Here is a 19,551-nt window from a genome sequence, read left to right as displayed (position 1 = left end):
GGAGAGAACAAATTTGTTAACCAATCATGCAAAAATCATGCAGTTTTTTTCGATGGCTGATGGGGTGACAGGCCGGAAGAAGCTGCAAAAGATGATTTATATTTTGCAGAAATGCAATATTCCATTTGAGGAAAAGTACCATTTTCATGTTTATGGCCCGTATTCAGAGGAGCTCACATTACGTGTCGAGGAGCTCTGCAATTTTGGATTTTTAGATGAAGTGAAGGAAGATAAAAGTAATTATTTCCAGTATAATTACACGATTACAACGGATGGTGAAGCCTTTTTAGAGCAATTTAATTTGGATATGCCAAGTTATCAAAATAAGGTGGACATGCTGAAGGCAAGGAGCTCACGCTTCTTAGAACTTGTTTCTACGATGCTTTATTTCGATGACTTACCGATTAAGGAAACGATTGAAAAAGTGCACACAGTTAAGCCAAAGCAGAAATTTAGTGAGGATGAAATCGAAGAAGCAATAAGCTTTATTAAGGAAATCACGCAATCGTAATAATTCTGTTATAGGTGCATATGTTACAATTTAGGTAAATAACTAGCTTTGGATGAAAGAGGGGGCTAAGTAATATGAGTTCAGATCAGAATGCAAATAAAAAGAAAAGCAATGCTTTTACAATCATAAAAGACGATTCGACGGATGGTCATGGTGGATATGGTTCAGGTGTGATTAGCTTGGAAAATATGTCGCCTGTAATCGTTGATCCGAATGAAAACAAGGCGTATGTTGATATGGGTGCAATGCACGCAAGAAGCGAAATCGAACGACGCGTGAAGATTATTCCAAATCGTGAAGAAGTGCCAAACGGACTGCTTTACTGGATTGTTTGGGTGAACGTCGATCGCAATGAAAACGGACCATACTACGGTGGAGTCGCTGGTAGTGAAATCATAATCGATCGCTCAATTAAACGTGCCTATAAGTCAATGCCCCAGCATGTCACACATATGGAAAAGTCATTAAAAGGAAAAATTGTCGTAGATCATATGGATGAGCCTTCGAAAAAATTGCTAAAAGACTTTTTAGTGGAATTTAATGAAGTAATGTGGAATAATTCAACAGACGAGTTGAAAAACGCACTTCCAGAATAAATTGACAAAAACAAATATGAACATTTTGTGAATGAATGACAAAAAAAGGTTAATAAGTTGTACTTTGTTAATTTAGTTTGTAAAATATGAATACATGGGTTTACTCATGTATTGCTAGGACAAAAAAGAGGCCAACAATCAAGTGGGACGGAACCACGACATTGTTGGCTTCTTTTTTCGAGAATTAGGATGGTTTTAAAATTTTTGTTGTTAAAAAATCAACCAATCAAAGCTTATTATAAATTTGGTATGAAAAAAAATTAACTGCGATTCAAATTATCTAAAGTCGAACTAATTTAATGTGATAAGGGTTCCCAGACTAGTCGCTCCGAAAATACACTACGCTTTCCGCGGGCGGCTGGTGAGCCTACTCGTGCTGGCGCACTTCGAAGTCTCACCGAGGCCGTTCCTCCCGCAGGAGTCTTCGTGTATTTTCTCCGCTGGAATTGTACTCAACCTAGCAATATGACTAACCCACTAACCATCGCTATAGATTGTAGTTCAAGCGTTGACTGCAGAAAATGCCTTTCAGCTATTAATAATCACATTTTCACTGGTTCGCATTTTAAACAGCAAAAAACAAAGTTTATTAGAATGTTCTTTTTATAATCGACTATTTAACTCACAACCACACTTTTTTCAGATTTTTAGCTAAAACAAATCAAACCACCGCTCAATAATTCCTTTATCTTTATCCGGCCCAACTTCAAATTCATCTTCTTCATGAAAATGCTCCGTACAATAACGCCTTGGCTCAGTCCCCTTCTCAAAATACATAATAACACTTGTGTCACAATAAGGTGTAGCAAGTGCACCAGTGTTGGGATCAATCGGAATACCAACGACACCAACAGGAGCAATGAAATTTTCTTGGGGTAATTCTTTATGGGCATATTCCATGAAATCCGCCCAAATTTTCTTAGCGTAGGCTGATTCTGCAACTACTTCCATTGCACGATTATCATCATATCCAGTCCAAATTCCCGTTACTAAGCTTGGGCTATAGCCGATCATCCAATTATCCGAATTCGTCGTTCCTGATTTTCCTGCGTAAGGTCGAGTAAGACTATCGGCAATGCTTGCGCCGGTTACTGCTGTGTAGCCATCAAGATTATGATCGAACATACCTGTCATTAAATTAGTTAGAATGAATGTCTGCTTTGGTTCGAGTACCAATGGACCTGGTTTGTTTTTACGTTCAAAAATTACCTTTCCATTTTGATCCGTAATTTTTTCAATCGTATGCCCATCAATCTGCCTTCCTCCATTTGCCAGCATACCGTAAGCTGTTACCATTTCTTTCAGTGAAACAGTAGCGGTGCCAAGTGCAAGGGAAGGTACTGCTGGTAAATCGCTCGTAATTCCAAATTGTCTTGCAGTCTTGACCAAATTATCAGCACCTAAATACAAATTCGTTTTCACAGCATAAATATTATCGGAAAGTGAAAGTGCCTGTGCCAGTGTGATTGGTTCTTCTGCATAATAATCGTTATAATTACTAGGTGCATACACTTCGCCATCTTCAAGCATAAAGGTTGTCGGTTTACTTTCCAGAAGCGTACTTGCCGTATAGCCATTATTTAATGCTGCATAGTATAAGAAGGGCTTAAAGGTTGACCCAGGCATTCGCAGTGCATCTACAGCACGATTAAAGGTACTCTCTTGGTAATCTCTGCCTCCAATTAGTGCACGGATTGCGCCTGATTTTGGATCCATGGCGATTGCTCCGATTTCAATGTCACTTTGAGTGCTAATTGTTGAACTAGTTGTAGCTTCAAGTGTGGACTGCTGATCAATGTCCAATGTAGTGTAAATATTAAATCCTCCTGTTCGAATCGCATTCATTTCCAGATCCAATAGATTTGCTGCTTCGCTCAAAACTAAATCCTGGAAATAAGGACCGACCATTTCTTTATCTATTTTTCTAGTTTCTGAGTAGGCAAGCTCTTCTGCTTTAGCATCATTGTATTCTTCATTTGTTATTGCACCATTATCACGCATTACGTTTAAAATGATTGCTTGTCGATTCGAAGCATTTTCCTCATTATTAAACGGAGAATAATAGGTTGGACCTTTAGGAATACCAGCAAGCATCGCCGATTCAGCCAAATCAAGTTTTTCTGCTGACTTATTAAAAAAATACTTACTGGCAGCTTCTACGCCATATGCCCCGTGCCCATAATAAACTGTGTTTAGATAGCCTTCAAGAATCTCCTCTTTGGAATAATACATTTCTAAACGGATTGTATAAAAAGCTTCCTTCAGTTTTCGTGTCCATGTTTTTTCATGGGATAAAAATATATTACGTGCGTATTGCTGTGTCAATGTACTTGCTCCTTCTCTAAGAGTGAGCGATTGAACGTTCTTTACGATTGCTCCAGCAATTCGTTTTAGGTCAAAACCATGATGCTCAAAGAAATGTTGATCCTCAATCAGTAAAGTTGCATCTACAAACGCAGAAGGCATCTCATCCAAATTAAGCCAATATCTATTTCCAAGCCCACTTTCCTCACCGATGACCTCTCCATTGCTACTATAGTAAATTGTATTCTGTTCACTTATCAGTGCAGGTGGACCTAATAGAAAACTAATAAAATAGATTCCTGTTAAAAATAAGCATGCGGAAATAAACATGCCGATAAGAAGTTTTATTATGATTCGATTTTTTCTTTTGAAAAGCAAACGATGTTTCATTATTATTATCCCCATCTAAATGATTGTATTAGTTACATTATGGGAAAGGATAGAAGGAAATAAACTTCTTAACGGAAAATAAAAATAATAGCGTCAAATATAGAAGAAATAAGATAGATATTGAAAACACCTCACACTTACAGATATAATAAGAACACTATATGGTTTTTGAACAAAAGCGAAAGTGCCCGTTTAGCGACGTACGGACTGCGCCCCACGGATGTGGGGTGGTTCGACGTGTCGAACATCCCTTCGTAGGAGATAAAGGAAACTCTCTGGGAGCGTAAGCGAATCGATGTTGACTTTCACCACAAAGGTATAAGTGCTACTATGCCTCTGACCAATCGGCAAGTCTTCTTTATCGTGTCATGAGGTGAGGGAAGTCTCGTTAGGAGCACGGGCACTGTAGCTGGACGTGGCTTTTCTTGTCACGAGAGTGTAAAAGAATATATACTTTACTATTTTTAAATAAAGTTATGAGGCGATTTTATGAATACCGTCCAAAAGAGGGTTAGAATAACCTTGAGCGTAAGGATTAATGATCAAGGGCAGCTGGAAGATAATACATCAACACATATTGGCAACTATTATCGAAAAGGTAAAATGGATGTTCTCACGTATGAAGAGAATATCGAGGACACTGCTACGATTAATAATTTCATTACGATTCAAGCAGATAAAGTAAGTATTAAACGTACTGGTGTTGTATCAATGACACAGAAATTCCGCGCGAATCAAATTACGGAAAATATATACAAGCATCCACATGGAACACTACATATGGAAACTTTCACAGATGCCATAACCCATCAGCAACTGGATGAGAATAATGGGGGGAATTTAAGCATTTCCTATAAAGTGAAACTGAATGGGCAAGAAGAACGTGCTCATGAATTGGTGTTACATTACAAAGAGGAGGACTCACAATGAACGTTTTAGAACAAACGGAAGAAACATTAAAGCAGGAAATTAAGGCCGCCGTTCTTGGGGCAAAGCTTGCGACAGAAGAAGAGCTGCCAACAATTGTATTAGATAAACCGAAAGATAAATCACACGGGGATTTCGCATCTAATATTGCGATGCAGCTTGCGAGAATTGCGAAGAAGGCTCCTCGCCAAATTGCTGATGAGATTGTAGCAACCCTTGATCAATCAAAAGCATCCATTGAAAAGGTAGAGATTGCAGGACCCGGATTCATTAACTTCTTCATGAAAAATGATTTTCTCGGAGAAATCATCCCAACTATTTTAAAAGCAAAAGATGCATACGGAAAAACGGATGCAGGAAAAGGGAAAAGAATTCAGATAGAATTTGTCTCCGTTAATCCAACAGGAGACCTTCATCTAGGACACGCACGCGGTGCGGCGTTTGGTGATGTATTGTGCAATGTGCTCGATGCTGCGGGTTATAATGTTGAACGTGAATATTATATTAATGATGCCGGAAATCAAATCGATAATCTAGGTTTATCTGTTGAGGCACGTTATCTTCAAGAAGTCGGACAGGATGCTGAAATGCCTGAAGACGGTTATCATGGTCAAGCAATCATCGACATTGCAAAAGCGCTTGTAGCGGAGTATGGCGATGAATGGGCAACGAAGGAAAAAGCAGAGCGAATTGAATTTTTCAAGGAATACGGATTAAAAGCATCGCTTGCAAATATTGAAAAAGATTTGGAAGAGTTCGGCGTGCATTTTGACAACTGGTTCTCAGAAAGATCATTATATAAGAATGATAAAATTTCCGATGCCTTAGAAACATTGAAAAATGGCAACCACATTTATGAGCAGGATGGTGCTACATGGTTTAAAACGACAGATCTTGGAGATGACAAGGATCGGGTTTTAATTAAAAAAGATGGTAGCTACACTTACTTCACACCTGACATTGCATATCATAAGGATAAACTGGATCGCGGCTTTGATAAAATAATCAACGTCTGGGGCGCTGACCACCATGGCTATATACCAAGAATGCGTGCAGCAATCCAAGCATTAGGTTATCCAGCAGATAAAATGGAAGTAAAAATTATTCAAATGGTTAACCTTTTTGAAGGCGGAGAAAAGGTTCGCATGAGTAAACGTACAGGGAAAGCAGTTTCCTTAAAAGATTTAATGGAAGAAGTTGGTGTTGATGCAACACGGTACACTTTCATTACACGTTCCAATGATTCACAGCTTGATTTCGACATGGATTTAGCGAGATCACAAACAAATGAAAATCCTGTTTACTATGTTCAGTATGCACATGCAAGAATTTGTACGATGCTGGAACAGGCTAAAAACAAAGGATTTGATATCGATGGAGAATACGATGTATCACGACTAACCGCTGAAAAAGAAGTTGACTTATTAAAGAAACTCGGTGAATTCCCACAAATGATTGCAGATGCAGCAGAAATGGAAACACCGCATAAAGTCACACAATATGTCTTTAATTTAGCAACCCTCTTGCATAGCTTCTATAATGCAGAGAAAGTGCTTGACCAAGATAATCAAGAACAAACAAGTGCCAGAATTGCTCTAATGAAAGCAGTTCGCATTACAATTGAAAATGCATTACAATTAATCGGCGTAACCGCACCAGAGAAAATGTAATATAAAAACACGACTGCTTTTCTATGAGAAAAGTCAGTCGTGTTTTTTGTAGTTCCATTTCTACTATGAGAAAGTTTTTGTACGCTCTAAACTGCCAAATAACCAGTGATGACAAGTTCATAAAGAGTGAGAACTAAGTAGGTGGAAAGTTGATTATAGAGAAGGACAGTCACACTCTTTTAGTCAATGCGGTCTGTCCTTCCAGATGAAAACCGTCTCCGATGGGTCTTTAGAAGTTGCTATTCCCGCAGGAGCTTCTTTTCGGAGCGAATAGCAACGTTCATAGAGAGGAAATGTGATTAGAGGGATAGATATTATATTATCGCACGAACCTAGCGGAGTGTATTTCCGGAGCGATTGGTCCGAGAGCACCTTAAGATATTAATGAGGTCTTAAAGTATACCAATTTAAAAAAACTATAAGAAAAGAACTAATAGTAAAATTAAAAACTCATTGACTGAATAGTCATTCATTGTTAAAGTAGAAATAGAATTTACAAGTAAAATTTTCCTAATAAATGTAATCGCTAACATTAGATGAAAGAAAGGGGAACGAGTTAATGGATACTTTTCTAATAATCAATTGGATCGCATTTCTAGCAATAACAATTTATGCAGTTTATCTATTTATTAAAGTCGTGACCACCCGCATTGCTTATATAAGACTCGGGAAAAAGTCAGCGTTTGATAGCGAGATAAAGCTTAGACTGCAGCGAATCGCCAAAAATGTATTCGGTCAATCAAAACTATTAAAGGATAAGAAATCAGGAATAATTCACGTGATGATGTTCTACGGATTTATCCTTGTGCAATTTGGTGCGATTGATATGTTTATCAAGGGGTTATCACCAGGAAACCATTTGCCCTTTGGCGTCGTGTATCCTGGATTTGTATTTTTCCAAGAACTAGTTACCTTGATGATTCTAGTAGCGGTTGCTGGCGCATTCTATCGCCGCTATATGGAAAAGATTGTCCGGTTAAAACGTGGATTTAAAGCAGGCCTTGTCTTATTATTTATCGGTACGTTGATGGTTTCTGTATTATTTGGAAATGGCATGACACAAATTTGGCTGGAACATGAGGCAACCTGGGCTGAGCCAGTTGCAAGTGTGATAGCTGCTGGATTTAGCTTTCTAACACCAACCACAGCGATGGTGCTGTTTTATATTGCCTGGTGGGTACATACGTTGACATTACTCACATTTTTAGTCTATGTCCCTCAATCGAAGCATGCTCATTTAATTGCTGCACCTGTGAATGTTTTCTTAAGTAAAGAGAAGCCACTAAAATTACAGAAGGTTGATTTTGAAATGGATGAAGAAGAGGAAGAAGAAATTGCTTTCGGTGTTGGAAAAATAGAGGATTTCCAGCAGCATCAAATGGTTGATTTCTATGCATGTGTTGAATGTGGCAGATGTACCGATGTATGCCCAGCCAGTGGCACAGGAAAAATGTTGTCGCCGATGGATATTATGATTAAGCTTCGCGACCATTTAACAGAAAAGGGGGCAGCAATAACTGGTAAAACCGCATGGGTACCTTCCTATGCCTTTGCGAATGCAGCAGGTAATCAAGTAAGTGCTGGAGGAGAAGCTGCAGCAACGATTCAGCACGCGAATCTTATTGGTGATGTAATCACTGTAGAAGAACTCTCTGGCTGTACGACCTGTGGTAATTGTCAGGATGCATGTCCTGTAAATAATGAGCATGTTGGCACGATCCTTGATATGCGCCGTTATCTAGTCATGACAGAAGGGAAAATGGATACGGATGCCCAACGTGCAGTTACGAACATTGAACGCCAAGGAAATCCATGGGGCCTATCCAAGAAGGACAGGATTAAATGGCGTGAGGAGGATGAATCTGTAACTATCCCGACAGTGAAAGAACTGCAAAAGGAAGGAAAAGATTTTGAATATCTTTTCTGGGTTAGCTCGATGGGGTCTTATGATAGTCGTAGCCAGAAAATTGCACTCGCCTTTGCAAAACTAATGAATCAGGCAGGTATTAGCTTCGCAATCCTTGGAAATACAGAAACAAATTCAGGAGATACTGCTCGCAGAATTGGCAATGAGTTCTTATTCCAGGAAATTACGGAGAAGAATATTAAGACCTTTACAAAATATGATGTGAAGAAAATTGTTACGATTGATCCACATGCATTTAATCTATTTAAAAATGAATATCCAGATTTTGGTTTCAAGGCAGAAGTATATCATCATACACAATTGTTATATGACCTTGTGAAATCTGGTAAACTGCGACCACAGCGGGAAATAAATGAAAGACTGACATACCATGATTCTTGTTATTTAGGTAGATATAACGGTGTTTATGATCCGCCAAGGGAAATATTACAAACTATTCCTGGTCTGGAAGTAGTTGAAATGGACCGCAGTCGTGAAAATGGAATGTGCTGTGGTGCTGGTGGCGGATTGATGTGGACAGAAGAAACGACAGGAAACCGAATCAATGTTGCACGAACAGAGCAGGCGCTTGCTGTTCAGCCGACGATGATTTCTACGGCTTGCCCATTCTGTTTAACGATGATTACAGATGGAACGAAGGCGAAAGAAGTGGAGGAAGATATAAGTACAATGGATGTTGCTGAGATTCTGGCATTATCCGTTTTCACTGAAGAGGAAGAGAAAATAGCTTAGAAAGCGTTTATTCTGTAAAATAGAGAGAGGGGCATCCCTCTGTTTTTAGGGAAATATTGAGCGAGCGTTCAATCAATAAATAGGTATTTAAAAAAGATAGACTGATATAAATATAAAATGATAGAAAAGGATGATGAAGTTATGAGAAAATCTGTTATTGTTTCTGGTGCTAGAACACCGTTTGGTAAATTTGGAGGGGCATTAAAGTCGTTAACTGCTGTACAGCTAGGTGGAAAAACAATTCAAGAAGCGGTAAATCGTGCAGGATTGCAAGGCTCGGAGATTGATGAAGTAATCATGGGAACGGTTTTACAAGGTGGGCAAGGGCAAATCCCTTCACGTCAAGCAGCAAGAGAGGCCGGACTGCCTTGGGAAGTGAAAACGGAAACGATTAATAAAGTATGTGCTTCTGGTATGCGCAGTGTAACACTTGCAGATCAATTGATTCGCTTAGGTGAAGAAGATGTAATTGTTGCTGGTGGCATGGAGAGCATGAGCAATGCACCTTATTATCTGCCAGACGCAAGGTGGGGCAATCGCATGGGAGATAAAACCGTAAAAGATATGATGATCAGTGATGGATTAACTTGTACTTTCACAGGTGTGCACATGGGGAATTACGGTAATTCAACTGCAGAAGAATTTGGATTAACAAGAGAAGCGCAGGATGAATGGTCTTACCGTAGTCATAAGCTAGCAAACAAAGCAATTGAAGAAGGAAAGTTTGCAGAGGAAATTGTGCCAATTGAGGTGCCACAGCGAAAAGGAGATCCGATTGTTGTAGTAAAGGACGAAGCACCACGTAAAGATACAACGATTGAAAAATTAGCCTCATTACGACCTGCATTCGATAAAGACGGAACGATTACAGCTGGGAATGCTCCAGGGGTAAATGATGGTGCATGTGCATTTGTTGTCATGTCAGACGAAAAAGCAGAGGAACTTGGAAAAACACCACTGGCAACTATTTTAAGTCATGCCGAAGTAGCGGTAGAAGCGAAGAATTTCCCACAAACACCGGGACTGGTAATTAATAAGCTATTAGAAAAGACAGGACACTCAATTGACGACATTGACTTATTCGAGATTAATGAAGCATTTGCTGCAGTGTCACTTGCGAGCAGTCAAATTGCTGGAATAGACCATGAGAAGATTAATGTAAATGGTGGAGCAGTTGCATTAGGGCATCCAATTGGTGCGAGTGGTGCAAGAATCATTTTAACATTAATTCATGAACTGAAACGCCGAGGTGGTGGTCTAGGAATTGCAGCAATCTGCAGTGGTGGAGGTCAAGGAGACGCTATCCTGATTGAAGTGGCTGGGGAATAAAGATTTAGTTTAGGAAAGATGGATGAGCGCTTATGATTCATGAGCTTTCGAGGCTTCAGGAATGAGCGCTCTACTCCACTTCTAAATCTCCGGAATCTTAAGCAAGGAGGCAATCATTATGTCAATTAATAAAATAATGGTAATTGGTGCTGGTCAAATGGGTGCAGGAATTGCCCAAGTTTGTGCACAATCCGGGTTTGATGTACTGCTGTACGACTTAAATGAGAAAGCACTCAATAAAGGAATGAATATTATCGAGAAGTTACTGTTTCGAGCAGTAGAAAAGGAACGAATGACAGAAACGGAGAGGGACGGAGCTTTAAGAAGACTAACTCCCTCCAACCAGCTACAAGATGCGGCAACCTGTGATCTCATCATTGAGGCAGTAATTGAAAGTATGGAAGTTAAATCCAAAGTATTTCGTGAACTTGATGAAATTGCACCAAAGCACGCTATTTTAGCATCGAATACTTCTTCACTGCCGATTACGGAACTTGCAGCAGTAACAAATCGACCAGACCAAGTAATTGGCATGCATTTTATGAATCCAGTTCCTGTTATGAAGCTAGTGGAAATTATTCGAGGCCTGCAAACGAGTGATGAGACCTACCTGGCAATTGAAGCAGTAGGTAAGAAGCTGCAAAAAACCTCTGTTGAAGTAAATGATTTTCCCGGATTTGTTTCCAATCGAATTCTTATGCCAATGATTAATGAAGCGATTTATACTGTCTATGAAGGAGTTGCATCACCAGCAGATATTGATACAGTCATGAAACTCGGAATGAACCATCCGATGGGACCGCTAACGCTGGCAGATTTTATTGGACTTGATACTTGTTTATCAATTATGGAAGTGCTTTATGAAGGATTTGGTGACAGTAAATACCGTCCATGTCCACTGCTCAGAAAATATGTCAAAGCAGGTTGGTTAGGTAAGAAATCCGGCAGAGGCTTTTACGAATATAGTTAAAAGAGAGACCAAATATTGGAGGGCACCAAGATGGATCTTAATTTTTCAGCTGAACAAGAAATGATTCAGAAACTTGTTCGGGAATTCGCACAAAAGGAAATCTCACCAGAAATCGAACGAATGGAAGCTGAAGATCGATTTCCCATAGAAATCGTCGAGAAAATGGGAGCGCTTGGATTAATGGGTATTCCAATTCCCGAAAATTATAGTGGAAGTGGAATGGATTATACATCTTATATAATTACGATTCATGAGCTTTCAAAAGTAAGCGCTACCATTGGGGTGGTGTTATCAGTCCACACCTCTGTTGGTACAATACCTATTTTACATTTTGGTACAGAGGAGCAGAAGAAGCATTATATCCCAAAGCTTGCCACGGGCCAATATCTTGGTGCATTCGCTTTAACGGAACCCGGGGCGGGATCAGATGTAAAAAGTATGAAGACAATAGCGAAAAAGAAAAACGATCAATATATTTTAAATGGTTCCAAGGTGTTCATAACAAATGGCGGTGTGGCAAATACGTATATCGTTTTTGCTAGAACAAATAATGACAAAGCAACAAATGAGGTCAGTGCATTTATTATTGAAAAAGATACTCCAGGACTGATAATCGGCAAAAAAGAGAAGAAAATGGGACTCCATGGCTCAAGTACGGTGCAACTAACCTTTGATAACTGTATCGTACCGAAAGAACAGCTCTTAGGGGGCGAGGGAGAAGGTTTCCAAATTGCGATGGCCAATTTAAATGTTGGTCGAATTGGCATTGCTGCACAAGCACTAGGTATTGCGGAAGCAGCACTTGAATATGCCGTAAAGTATGCGAAAGAAAGAGAGCCGTTTGGAAAAACAATCGCAGAGAATCAAGGGATCTCCTTTAAATTAGCAGATATGGCGACAGAGGTTGAAGCGGCCAAATTATTAGTCTACCATGTCGCATCGTTAGTGGAACGGAATATTGATTGTGGCAAAGAAGCTTCGATGGCGAAAATGTATGCATCGAAAACCGCAATGAGAACAGCGATTGAAGCAGTACAAATTCTAGGTGGCTATGGGTACACGAGGGATTACCCAGTCGAAAGATTTTTTAGAGATGCAAAAGTAACGCAAATATATGAAGGTACAAATGAAATTCAGCATATCGTTATTGCAAAGCATTTACTAAAAGCATAAATAGCTTGTTTTTAGAAATGGATGAAGGGGGAACATTTATGAATTTCCAGCTGACAGAAGAACAGGAAATGCTCCGAAAGATGGTTCGAGATTTTGCCAAAAAAGAAGTTGAACCCACTGCAGCGGAACGAGACGAAGAAGAGCGCTTTGACCGAGTAATTTTTGATAAAATGGCAGCGCTTGGTTTAACGGGGATACCATGGCCTGAAGAATATGGAGGGATAGCTGCAGATTATGTCAGCTACGTTATTGCGGTAGAGGAACTCTCGAAGGTTTGTGCATCAACAGGTGTTACATTGTCTGCACACTTATCACTTGCAAGCTGGCCAATTTACAAATATGGAAACGAAGAGCTAAAGAAGAACTTCTTAACCCGATTAGCAACAGGTGAGGCACTTGGCGCTTACGCCTTATCAGAGCCTGGTGCTGGAAGTGACGTTGCTGCAATGAATACAACAGCAAAAGCTGATGGTGAACATTATGTATTAAACGGCAATAAGGTTTGGATTACGAATGGCGGTGTGGCAGATTTATACATTGTATTTGCTAAAACCGATACAGATGCTAAGCATAAAGGAATTAGCGCATTTGTTATTGAGAAGGGAACAAAAGGGTTTACTTTCGGAAAAAAAGAGAAGAAATTAGGTATTCGTTCTTCACCGACAACGGAATTAATTTTTGAAAATTGCCGTGTACCAAAGAGGAATATGCTTGGCGAAGAAGGTGATGGATTTAAAATTGCCATGACAACGCTTGACGGTGGGCGAAATGGAATTGCCGCACAAGCTCTTGGAATAGCACAAGGTGCGCTAGACGCTGCAGTAAAATATGCAAAAGAACGTGAGCAATTTGGCAAGCCGATAGCTCATAATCAAGGAATTTCATTCAAGCTCGCAGATATGGCGACTGAAATTGAAGCTGCGAGACTATTAACCTATCAAGCTGCCTGGCTGGAATCTGCTGGACAGCCATATGGGAAGGCATCCGCCATGTCTAAGCTTTTTGCTGGAGATGTAGCGATGCGAACAACAGTAGAAGCTGTGCAAGTATTTGGCGGATATGGCTATACAAAAGACTATCCAGTCGAACGCTACATGCGCGATGCAAAAATCACACAAATCTACGAAGGAACGAATGAAATACAACGACTCGTTATTGGACGTATGTTGACGAAAAGTTGATTTAAAAGTGCGGACAAGTGACAATTATGTCTTCGAATCTAGACAGTCGTTGCAAATTACACGCGAGTCTGGAGTATGTTTCTACAATCAATGCTTAAAGTTAGCGGGTTTGTCATTCTTTTGTTTCTAGAATCTACTCTACCTTCAGCGGAAGAAATACACGAAGACTCCTGCGGGGAGAAGAGTCTAGGTGAGACTTCGAAGTGCGTAGCACAAGAAGGCTCACCAGCTCCCCGCGGAAAGCGTAGTGTATTTCTGGAGCGACGGCCAAGGAACCGAATATCGTCCTAAGTTAGTTCGCAGTTTATATATAAATAGCAACAAACAATATGAATGGAGTCTAATTCGTAAAGAAGGAAGGGGCAGATTGATAAAATGATGCAAGATAAAATCCTTTCCACTGTTAAAGACCAGGAGTTAATTAAAAAGCGTCGAGATCAAATGATCAAAGGTGCAATTTCACTTTTTAAAGAAAAAGGCTTCCATCGCACGACAACGAGAGAGATAGCAAAAGCGTCGGGCTTTAGTATCGGCACACTTTATGAATACATTCGAACGAAAGAGGATGTACTCTATTTTACTTGTGACGCCATTTACGATCAGGTACGAAAACATTTGGAAAAAGCATTTCATTTAGAAAATCCATCGCTGGAAAGTTTGGTTTCTGTAATCAAATCTTATTTTTATTTAATGAATGAAATGCAGGAAGAAATTCTTATTCTCTACCAAGAGGTCAAATCACTAAAAAAAGAAACAAGAGAATATATTCTTAAAAAAGAACTAGTAATGGTGGAAATGCTAGAACAAATTATATTCGCTTGCGCTCCACAAGAAAAATCGAAGGAAGAAGTGGCACTCTTAGCAAATAATATATTTGTTCAAGGACAAATGTGGGCATTTAGAAGATGGATTTTGCAAAGGCAATCGACTATAGAGGCATATACGGAAAGACAAATTAAATTTCTTTTAAAATCATTAGCATAGGAAAAAGCCTAACTAGTTAAGAAAGTATAAATACGTTTCTAAAAGGTCTTGAAAATAAGGGGGAGCAAGATGGAACAAGTGAAGGTTTATCGACCGACAAATCCTGTTCGTTTTATTACTTCATCAAGTTTATTTGATGGGCATGATGCTTCTATTAATATTATGCGGAGAATTTTACAATCTAGTGGAGCAGAAGTTATTCATTTAGGACATAACCGGTCAGTAGAGGAAGTTGTTCATGCTGCAATCCAGGAGGATGTTCAAGCAATCGCCATATCCTCTTATCAAGGCGGTCATGTTGAATATTTTAAATATATGGTTGATTTATTAAAGGAACTTGGGGCAGAGCATATTAAAATTTACGGTGGTGGTGGGGGTGTCATCATCCCGCGTGAAATTAAGGAACTACATGCTTACGGTGTTGATTGGATTTTTTCTCCAGAAGATGGAAGGAAAATGGGGCTGCAAGGGATGATTAATCGCATGCTAGAGGAAAGTGATTTTATTCCACCGATTGAAGTAGAAAAGGATCTCGATGCTTTAGTGAAAGGTGATCGACAGGCCATCGCAAAATTTATTACGTTTGTCGAGAGTGAAGCAGGTGATTCAGATGAGAAGCAGCGTGTCCTGAAAATATTAAAGGAAAAAGGCAATGAAAATATCCCTGTTCTTGGAATTACTGGGACAGGTGGTTCTGGGAAAAGCTCGTTAACAGATGAACTGATTCGACGGTTTATCAATGAGATTCCCGATAAGAAGGTCGCAATTATTTCGATTGACCCAACAAAACGAAAAACAGGAGGTGCCTTGCTCGGTGATCGGATTCGGATGAATGCAATTTTCACTGATCGGGTTTACATGCGTTCCCTTGCTACACGTAATTCAAGAACCGAGCTCTCGACAGCTATTCAGGATGTAATCGATGTACTTCGTGCATCTGGCATTGATTTTATCATCATTGAAACGAGTGGAATTGGTCAGGGTGATGCTGCCATTACAGAAATTACGGATCTTTCGATGTACGTCATGACAGCAGAATTTGGTGCACCTACACAATTAGAGAAGATTGATATGATTGATTATGCTGACTTCATCGTCATTAATAAGTATGAGCAAAATGGTTCTGAAGATGCACTGAACCAAGTAAGAAAACAATATGAACGGAGTCACATGCTGTTTCAGCAGGATAAAGTAAAATTTCCTGTGTTTGGTACAATTGCAAGTCAGTTTAATGATTCAGGAACAAACGCACTATTTGCCTCCCTGATTGATACATTGAATGAAAAATATCAGTGGAATGAAACGGTAGATTTTGATCGGCATACTATTGCAGAAAAGCAAAACATGATTATCACAAATGATCGTCGACACTATCTTCGGGAAATTGCCACCCACATTCGGACGTACCATGATAATGTTAGAAAGCAGAGCGAGATTGCCAGAAAGCTTTACCAGCTTGAAGGAACAATGAAAATTTTTGGCGAGGAATATAGCAAAGAAGAATTCAAACAAACGTTTGACCAAGATATTCAAAAAGTTAAACAAACGTTTGATCAATTTCGTAAAACCCTTGACCCAGCAGCGAAAGCCCTGCTTGATACCTGGGATGACCTCCAAGAAAGTTATAATCAAGAAACAATGACCTTCACTGTTCGTAATAAAGAAATTTCTATGGATATCGTCACAGAATCATTATCTGGATTGAAAATCCCTAAGGTAGCTTTTCCGAAATTTAATGATTGGGGAGAAAGACTAACATGGCTAATGGAAGAAAATGTGCCAGGTGCTTTTCCATTTACAGCTGGCGTATTTCCTTTCAAACGGCAAGGCGAAGACCCGACAAGACAGTTTGCTGGTGAAGGAACACCAGAAAGAACGAACCGACGTTTTCATTATTTATCGAAAAATGATGAAGCTAAACGGCTTTCAACTGCATTTGATTCGGTAACATTATACGGGGAAGATCCTGCACATCGTCCTGATATTTTTGGAAAGGTCGGTGAGAGTGGAGTAAATATCGCAACCTTGGACGATATGAAAAAGCTCTATGCTGGCTTTGACCTGACCGACCCGCTAACTTCTGTTTCGATGACGATTAATGGGCCTGCACCAATCATTTTGGCGATGTATTTCAATACAGCAATTGATCAACAAGTTGCCAAATTTGAAGAGGAACAGGGACGTGAGCTTAGTAAGAATGAATATGAGACAATAAAGAAGGATACCATTCGAGTCGTTCGTGGCACAGTCCAGGCAGATATTCTAAAAGAAGATCAAGGCCAGAATACATGTATTTTCTCAACAGAATTTGCACTGCGAATGATGGGAGATATTCAACAGTATTTTATCGATCATCAAGTCCGAAATTATTATTCAGTATCTATTTCTGGATATCACATTGCTGAAGCTGGTGCGAACCCAATCACACAACTTGCATTTACCCTAGCAAATGGCTTTACGTACGTTGAATATTATTTAAGCAGAGGAATGGATATAAATAAATTTGCACATAACCTCTCGTTCTTTTTCTCTAATGGATTGGATCCAGAATATACAGTGATTGGAAGAGTGGCACGTAGAATTTGGGCAATTACGATGCGTGACAAATACGGTGCAAATGAACGTAGTCAAAAATTAAAATATCATGTGCAAACGTCTGGAAGATCCTTGCATGCACAGGAAATTAATTTCAATGATATTCGGACGACACTCCAAGCATTACTCGCGATTCAGGATAATACAAATTCGCTGCATACGAACGCCTATGATGAAGCAATTACGACGCCGACAGAGGAATCAGTTAGACGGGCAATGGCGATTCAGATGATTATTAACAAGGAATATGGTCTTGGAAAAAATGAAAATGCATTACAAGGTTCCTTCATCATTGATGAACTAACGGACCTTGTCGAAGAAGCCGTCCTCCAGGAATTTGAGAAAATGAATGATCGTGGTGGAGTGCTTGGAGCGATGGAACGACAATATCAACGCGGTAAAATTCAGGAAGAATCCCTTTATTATGAAAGAAAAAAGCATTCGGGTGAATTACCAATTATCGGTGTAAACACATACTTGAATCCAAATCCACCAACATCGGAAGAAGTTGATTCCATGGAGCTTGCACGTGCAACAAATGAGGAAAAGGAGCACCAAATTACAGAGTTAAATATATTTAAGAAAAAAAATAAAGCTGATGTTGACGAAGCACTAAAACAATTAAAAGTAATTGCAGCAGCAGGTGGAAACACATTCCAAGCATTAATGGAAACCGTAAAAGTAGCAAGTCTAGGCCAAATAACCAATGCACTCTACGAAGTCGGAGGACAGTATAGGAGGAATATGTAATTAAGAAAAGTGAAGGCGACTGCCCAAAAGCGGACGCATAAGCAAGAGACCGTAAAGCACACGGTTTTTGTGCTTGGAGTGTCAATTGCTTATGACGGTAGCTTTTAGGAGCCTGAACTAGACAAGGAAAAGTATAGCGGGCTTGCCCAGCGACGGAGGGCAGAGACAAGGGACCGTAGAGTGGCGGTCTATCCACTCGGAGTGTCCATTGACTATGACCATAGTCGGTAGCCCACGCGAAACTGGACAAGGAAAAGTATAGCGGGCTTGCCCAGCGACGGAGGGCAGAGACAAGGGACCGTAGAGTGGCGGTCTATCCACTCGAAGTGTCCATTGACTATGACCATAGTCGGTAGCCCACGCGAAACTGGACAAAGAAAAGTGGAGGCGACTGCCCAAAAGCGGACGCATAAGCAAGAGACCGTAAAGCACACGGTTTTTGTGCTCGGAGTGTCCATTGCTTATGACGGTAGCTTCTAGGAGCCTGAACTAGACAAGGAAAAGTGAAGGCGACTGCCCAAAAGCGGACGCATAAGCAAGAGACCGTAAAGCACGTGGTTTTTGTGCTTGGAGTGTCCATTGCTTATGACGGTAGCTTTTAGGAGCCTGAACTAGACAAAGAAAAGTGAAGGCGACTGCCCAAAAGCGGAAGTGAAATCAGTTCTTTCGATTGTATTTTTCATCAAAAGTTGAGAAGTAATCTATACTTCCAACTTTTTTGTTTTAGAATGATAGCATAATCATTCTAAAAATGATTATAATGGATGTATGTTTATTTTATATGAAAAATGTTATAGTATAGTATGGATAAAATTGAATTCATTGTTAAATAACTATGCGATAATGCTAGCATTATATAAGTAAAGGGAGTGCATGACCGTGAGCTTAAAAGATCTTAGCCACGAGGAAATAAAAGGAATGTCATTAATAGAATTAACTGGGTTGATTTTAAAAGATGAAAAAAAAGCCCTGCATTTTAATGAAATTTTCGATAGAATTTCCGAGTTGAGAGAGTTTTCGAAAAAAGATAAGGAAAAGAAAATAGCTCAATTCTACACAGATATGAATATTGATGGTCGCTTTACGACAATCGGTTCAAATATGTGGGGATTAAGAAGCTGGTATCCTGTAGAACAACAAGATGAAGAAGTACATGCTCCGGTGAAAAAGAAGAAGACATCTGCGAAGAAGAAGAAAACTCCAATTGAAAAAGATGTTGCCTTTGATGACGAGCTTGGTGAATTGGAAGATGAGGACGATTTAGACTTAGACGACGAGATTATCGATGATGAGGATCTAGATGTTGAAGATGAAGATCTAGATAATTTCATCGAGGATTTCGATGATGAAGAAATGGAAGAAGACGAAGAATTATAATTTGTTTAGGCAGCTTGACTTTTTAAAGCTCTATGAGTAGAATTTTACTTGGGCTCTATAAATTATAAATTCTAATGCGTTTCCCCGAAGGATGGGGGAGACGCTTTTGTTTTTTAATATAAGGGTAATACGTAT

The 19,551-nt window shown here is 39.6% G+C and carries 13 protein-coding genes; 12 read left to right on the top strand and 1 reads right to left on the bottom strand.

Annotated elements, in window-relative coordinates; all coding sequences use genetic code 11:
- Nucleotides 1-13: 13 nt before the first annotated feature.
- The gene (locus CUC15_RS17750; RefSeq protein WP_114917949.1) at nt 14-511 is read left to right on the top strand and encodes a YwgA family protein; all 498 of its coding nucleotides are present in this window, start codon (nt 14-16) and stop codon (nt 509-511) included.
- A gap of 74 nt (nt 512-585) precedes the next feature.
- Nucleotides 586-1,107: a YwhD family protein gene (locus CUC15_RS17745; protein WP_114917948.1), complete on the top strand. Its 522-nt coding sequence runs from the start codon at nt 586-588 to the stop codon at nt 1,105-1,107.
- Between the two features lie 651 nt (nt 1,108-1,758).
- Here CUC15_RS17745 and CUC15_RS17740 read toward each other — a convergent pair.
- Complete coding sequence (locus CUC15_RS17740; RefSeq protein ID WP_114917947.1) at nt 1,759-3,801, bottom strand: transglycosylase domain-containing protein; 2,043 nt, start codon at nt 3,799-3,801, stop codon at nt 1,759-1,761.
- A gap of 489 nt (nt 3,802-4,290) precedes the next feature.
- Between CUC15_RS17740 and CUC15_RS17735 the strand changes: the two genes are divergently transcribed.
- From CUC15_RS17735 to rpoE, 10 genes are all read left to right on the top strand, one after another.
- Complete coding sequence (locus tag CUC15_RS17735; protein WP_114917946.1) at nt 4,291-4,731, top strand: YwiB family protein; 441 nt, start codon at nt 4,291-4,293, stop codon at nt 4,729-4,731.
- Nucleotides 4,728-6,398 (top strand): arginine--tRNA ligase, encoded by a 1,671-nt coding sequence (gene argS, locus CUC15_RS17730; protein WP_114917945.1) that lies wholly within the window; start codon nt 4,728-4,730, stop codon nt 6,396-6,398. Before CUC15_RS17735 ends, argS begins: the two co-directional genes overlap by 4 nt.
- A gap of 559 nt (nt 6,399-6,957) precedes the next feature.
- Nucleotides 6,958-9,057, top strand: a complete 2,100-nt coding sequence (locus CUC15_RS17725) for a heterodisulfide reductase-related iron-sulfur binding cluster (RefSeq protein WP_114917944.1) — start codon at nt 6,958-6,960, stop codon at nt 9,055-9,057.
- 141 nt (nt 9,058-9,198) lie between these two features.
- Nucleotides 9,199-10,386: an acetyl-CoA C-acetyltransferase gene (locus tag CUC15_RS17720; protein ID WP_114917943.1), complete on the top strand. Its 1,188-nt coding sequence runs from the start codon at nt 9,199-9,201 to the stop codon at nt 10,384-10,386.
- A 118-nt stretch (nt 10,387-10,504) separates the two neighbouring features.
- The gene (locus CUC15_RS17715; RefSeq protein WP_114917942.1) at nt 10,505-11,356 is read left to right on the top strand and encodes a 3-hydroxybutyryl-CoA dehydrogenase; all 852 of its coding nucleotides are present in this window, start codon (nt 10,505-10,507) and stop codon (nt 11,354-11,356) included.
- 30 nt (nt 11,357-11,386) lie between these two features.
- Nucleotides 11,387-12,529 carry an acyl-CoA dehydrogenase gene (locus tag CUC15_RS17710; RefSeq protein ID WP_114917941.1) on the top strand — a complete coding sequence of 381 codons (1,143 nt, stop codon included), beginning with the start codon at nt 11,387-11,389 and terminating at the stop codon, nt 12,527-12,529.
- A gap of 38 nt (nt 12,530-12,567) precedes the next feature.
- The gene (locus tag CUC15_RS17705) at nt 12,568-13,710 is read left to right on the top strand and encodes an acyl-CoA dehydrogenase (protein WP_114917940.1); all 1,143 of its coding nucleotides are present in this window, start codon (nt 12,568-12,570) and stop codon (nt 13,708-13,710) included.
- A 375-nt stretch (nt 13,711-14,085) separates the two neighbouring features.
- Nucleotides 14,086-14,694 (top strand): TetR/AcrR family transcriptional regulator, encoded by a 609-nt coding sequence (locus CUC15_RS17700; RefSeq protein ID WP_114917939.1) that lies wholly within the window; start codon nt 14,086-14,088, stop codon nt 14,692-14,694.
- A 69-nt stretch (nt 14,695-14,763) separates the two neighbouring features.
- The gene (gene icmF, locus CUC15_RS17695; protein ID WP_114917938.1) at nt 14,764-18,039 is read left to right on the top strand and encodes a fused isobutyryl-CoA mutase/GTPase IcmF; all 3,276 of its coding nucleotides are present in this window, start codon (nt 14,764-14,766) and stop codon (nt 18,037-18,039) included.
- 873 nt (nt 18,040-18,912) lie between these two features.
- Complete coding sequence (rpoE, locus tag CUC15_RS17690) at nt 18,913-19,416, top strand: DNA-directed RNA polymerase subunit delta (RefSeq protein ID WP_162800357.1); 504 nt, start codon at nt 18,913-18,915, stop codon at nt 19,414-19,416.
- Nucleotides 19,417-19,551 lie beyond the last annotated feature (135 nt).

This window comes from Oceanobacillus zhaokaii, assembly GCF_003352005.1.
GTDB classification, from domain to species: Bacteria; Bacillota; Bacilli; order Bacillales; family Amphibacillaceae; genus Oceanobacillus; species Oceanobacillus zhaokaii.
The sequence above is the reverse complement of the archived record's forward strand: the minus strand, read 5'-3'. Positions and strand labels throughout refer to the sequence as shown.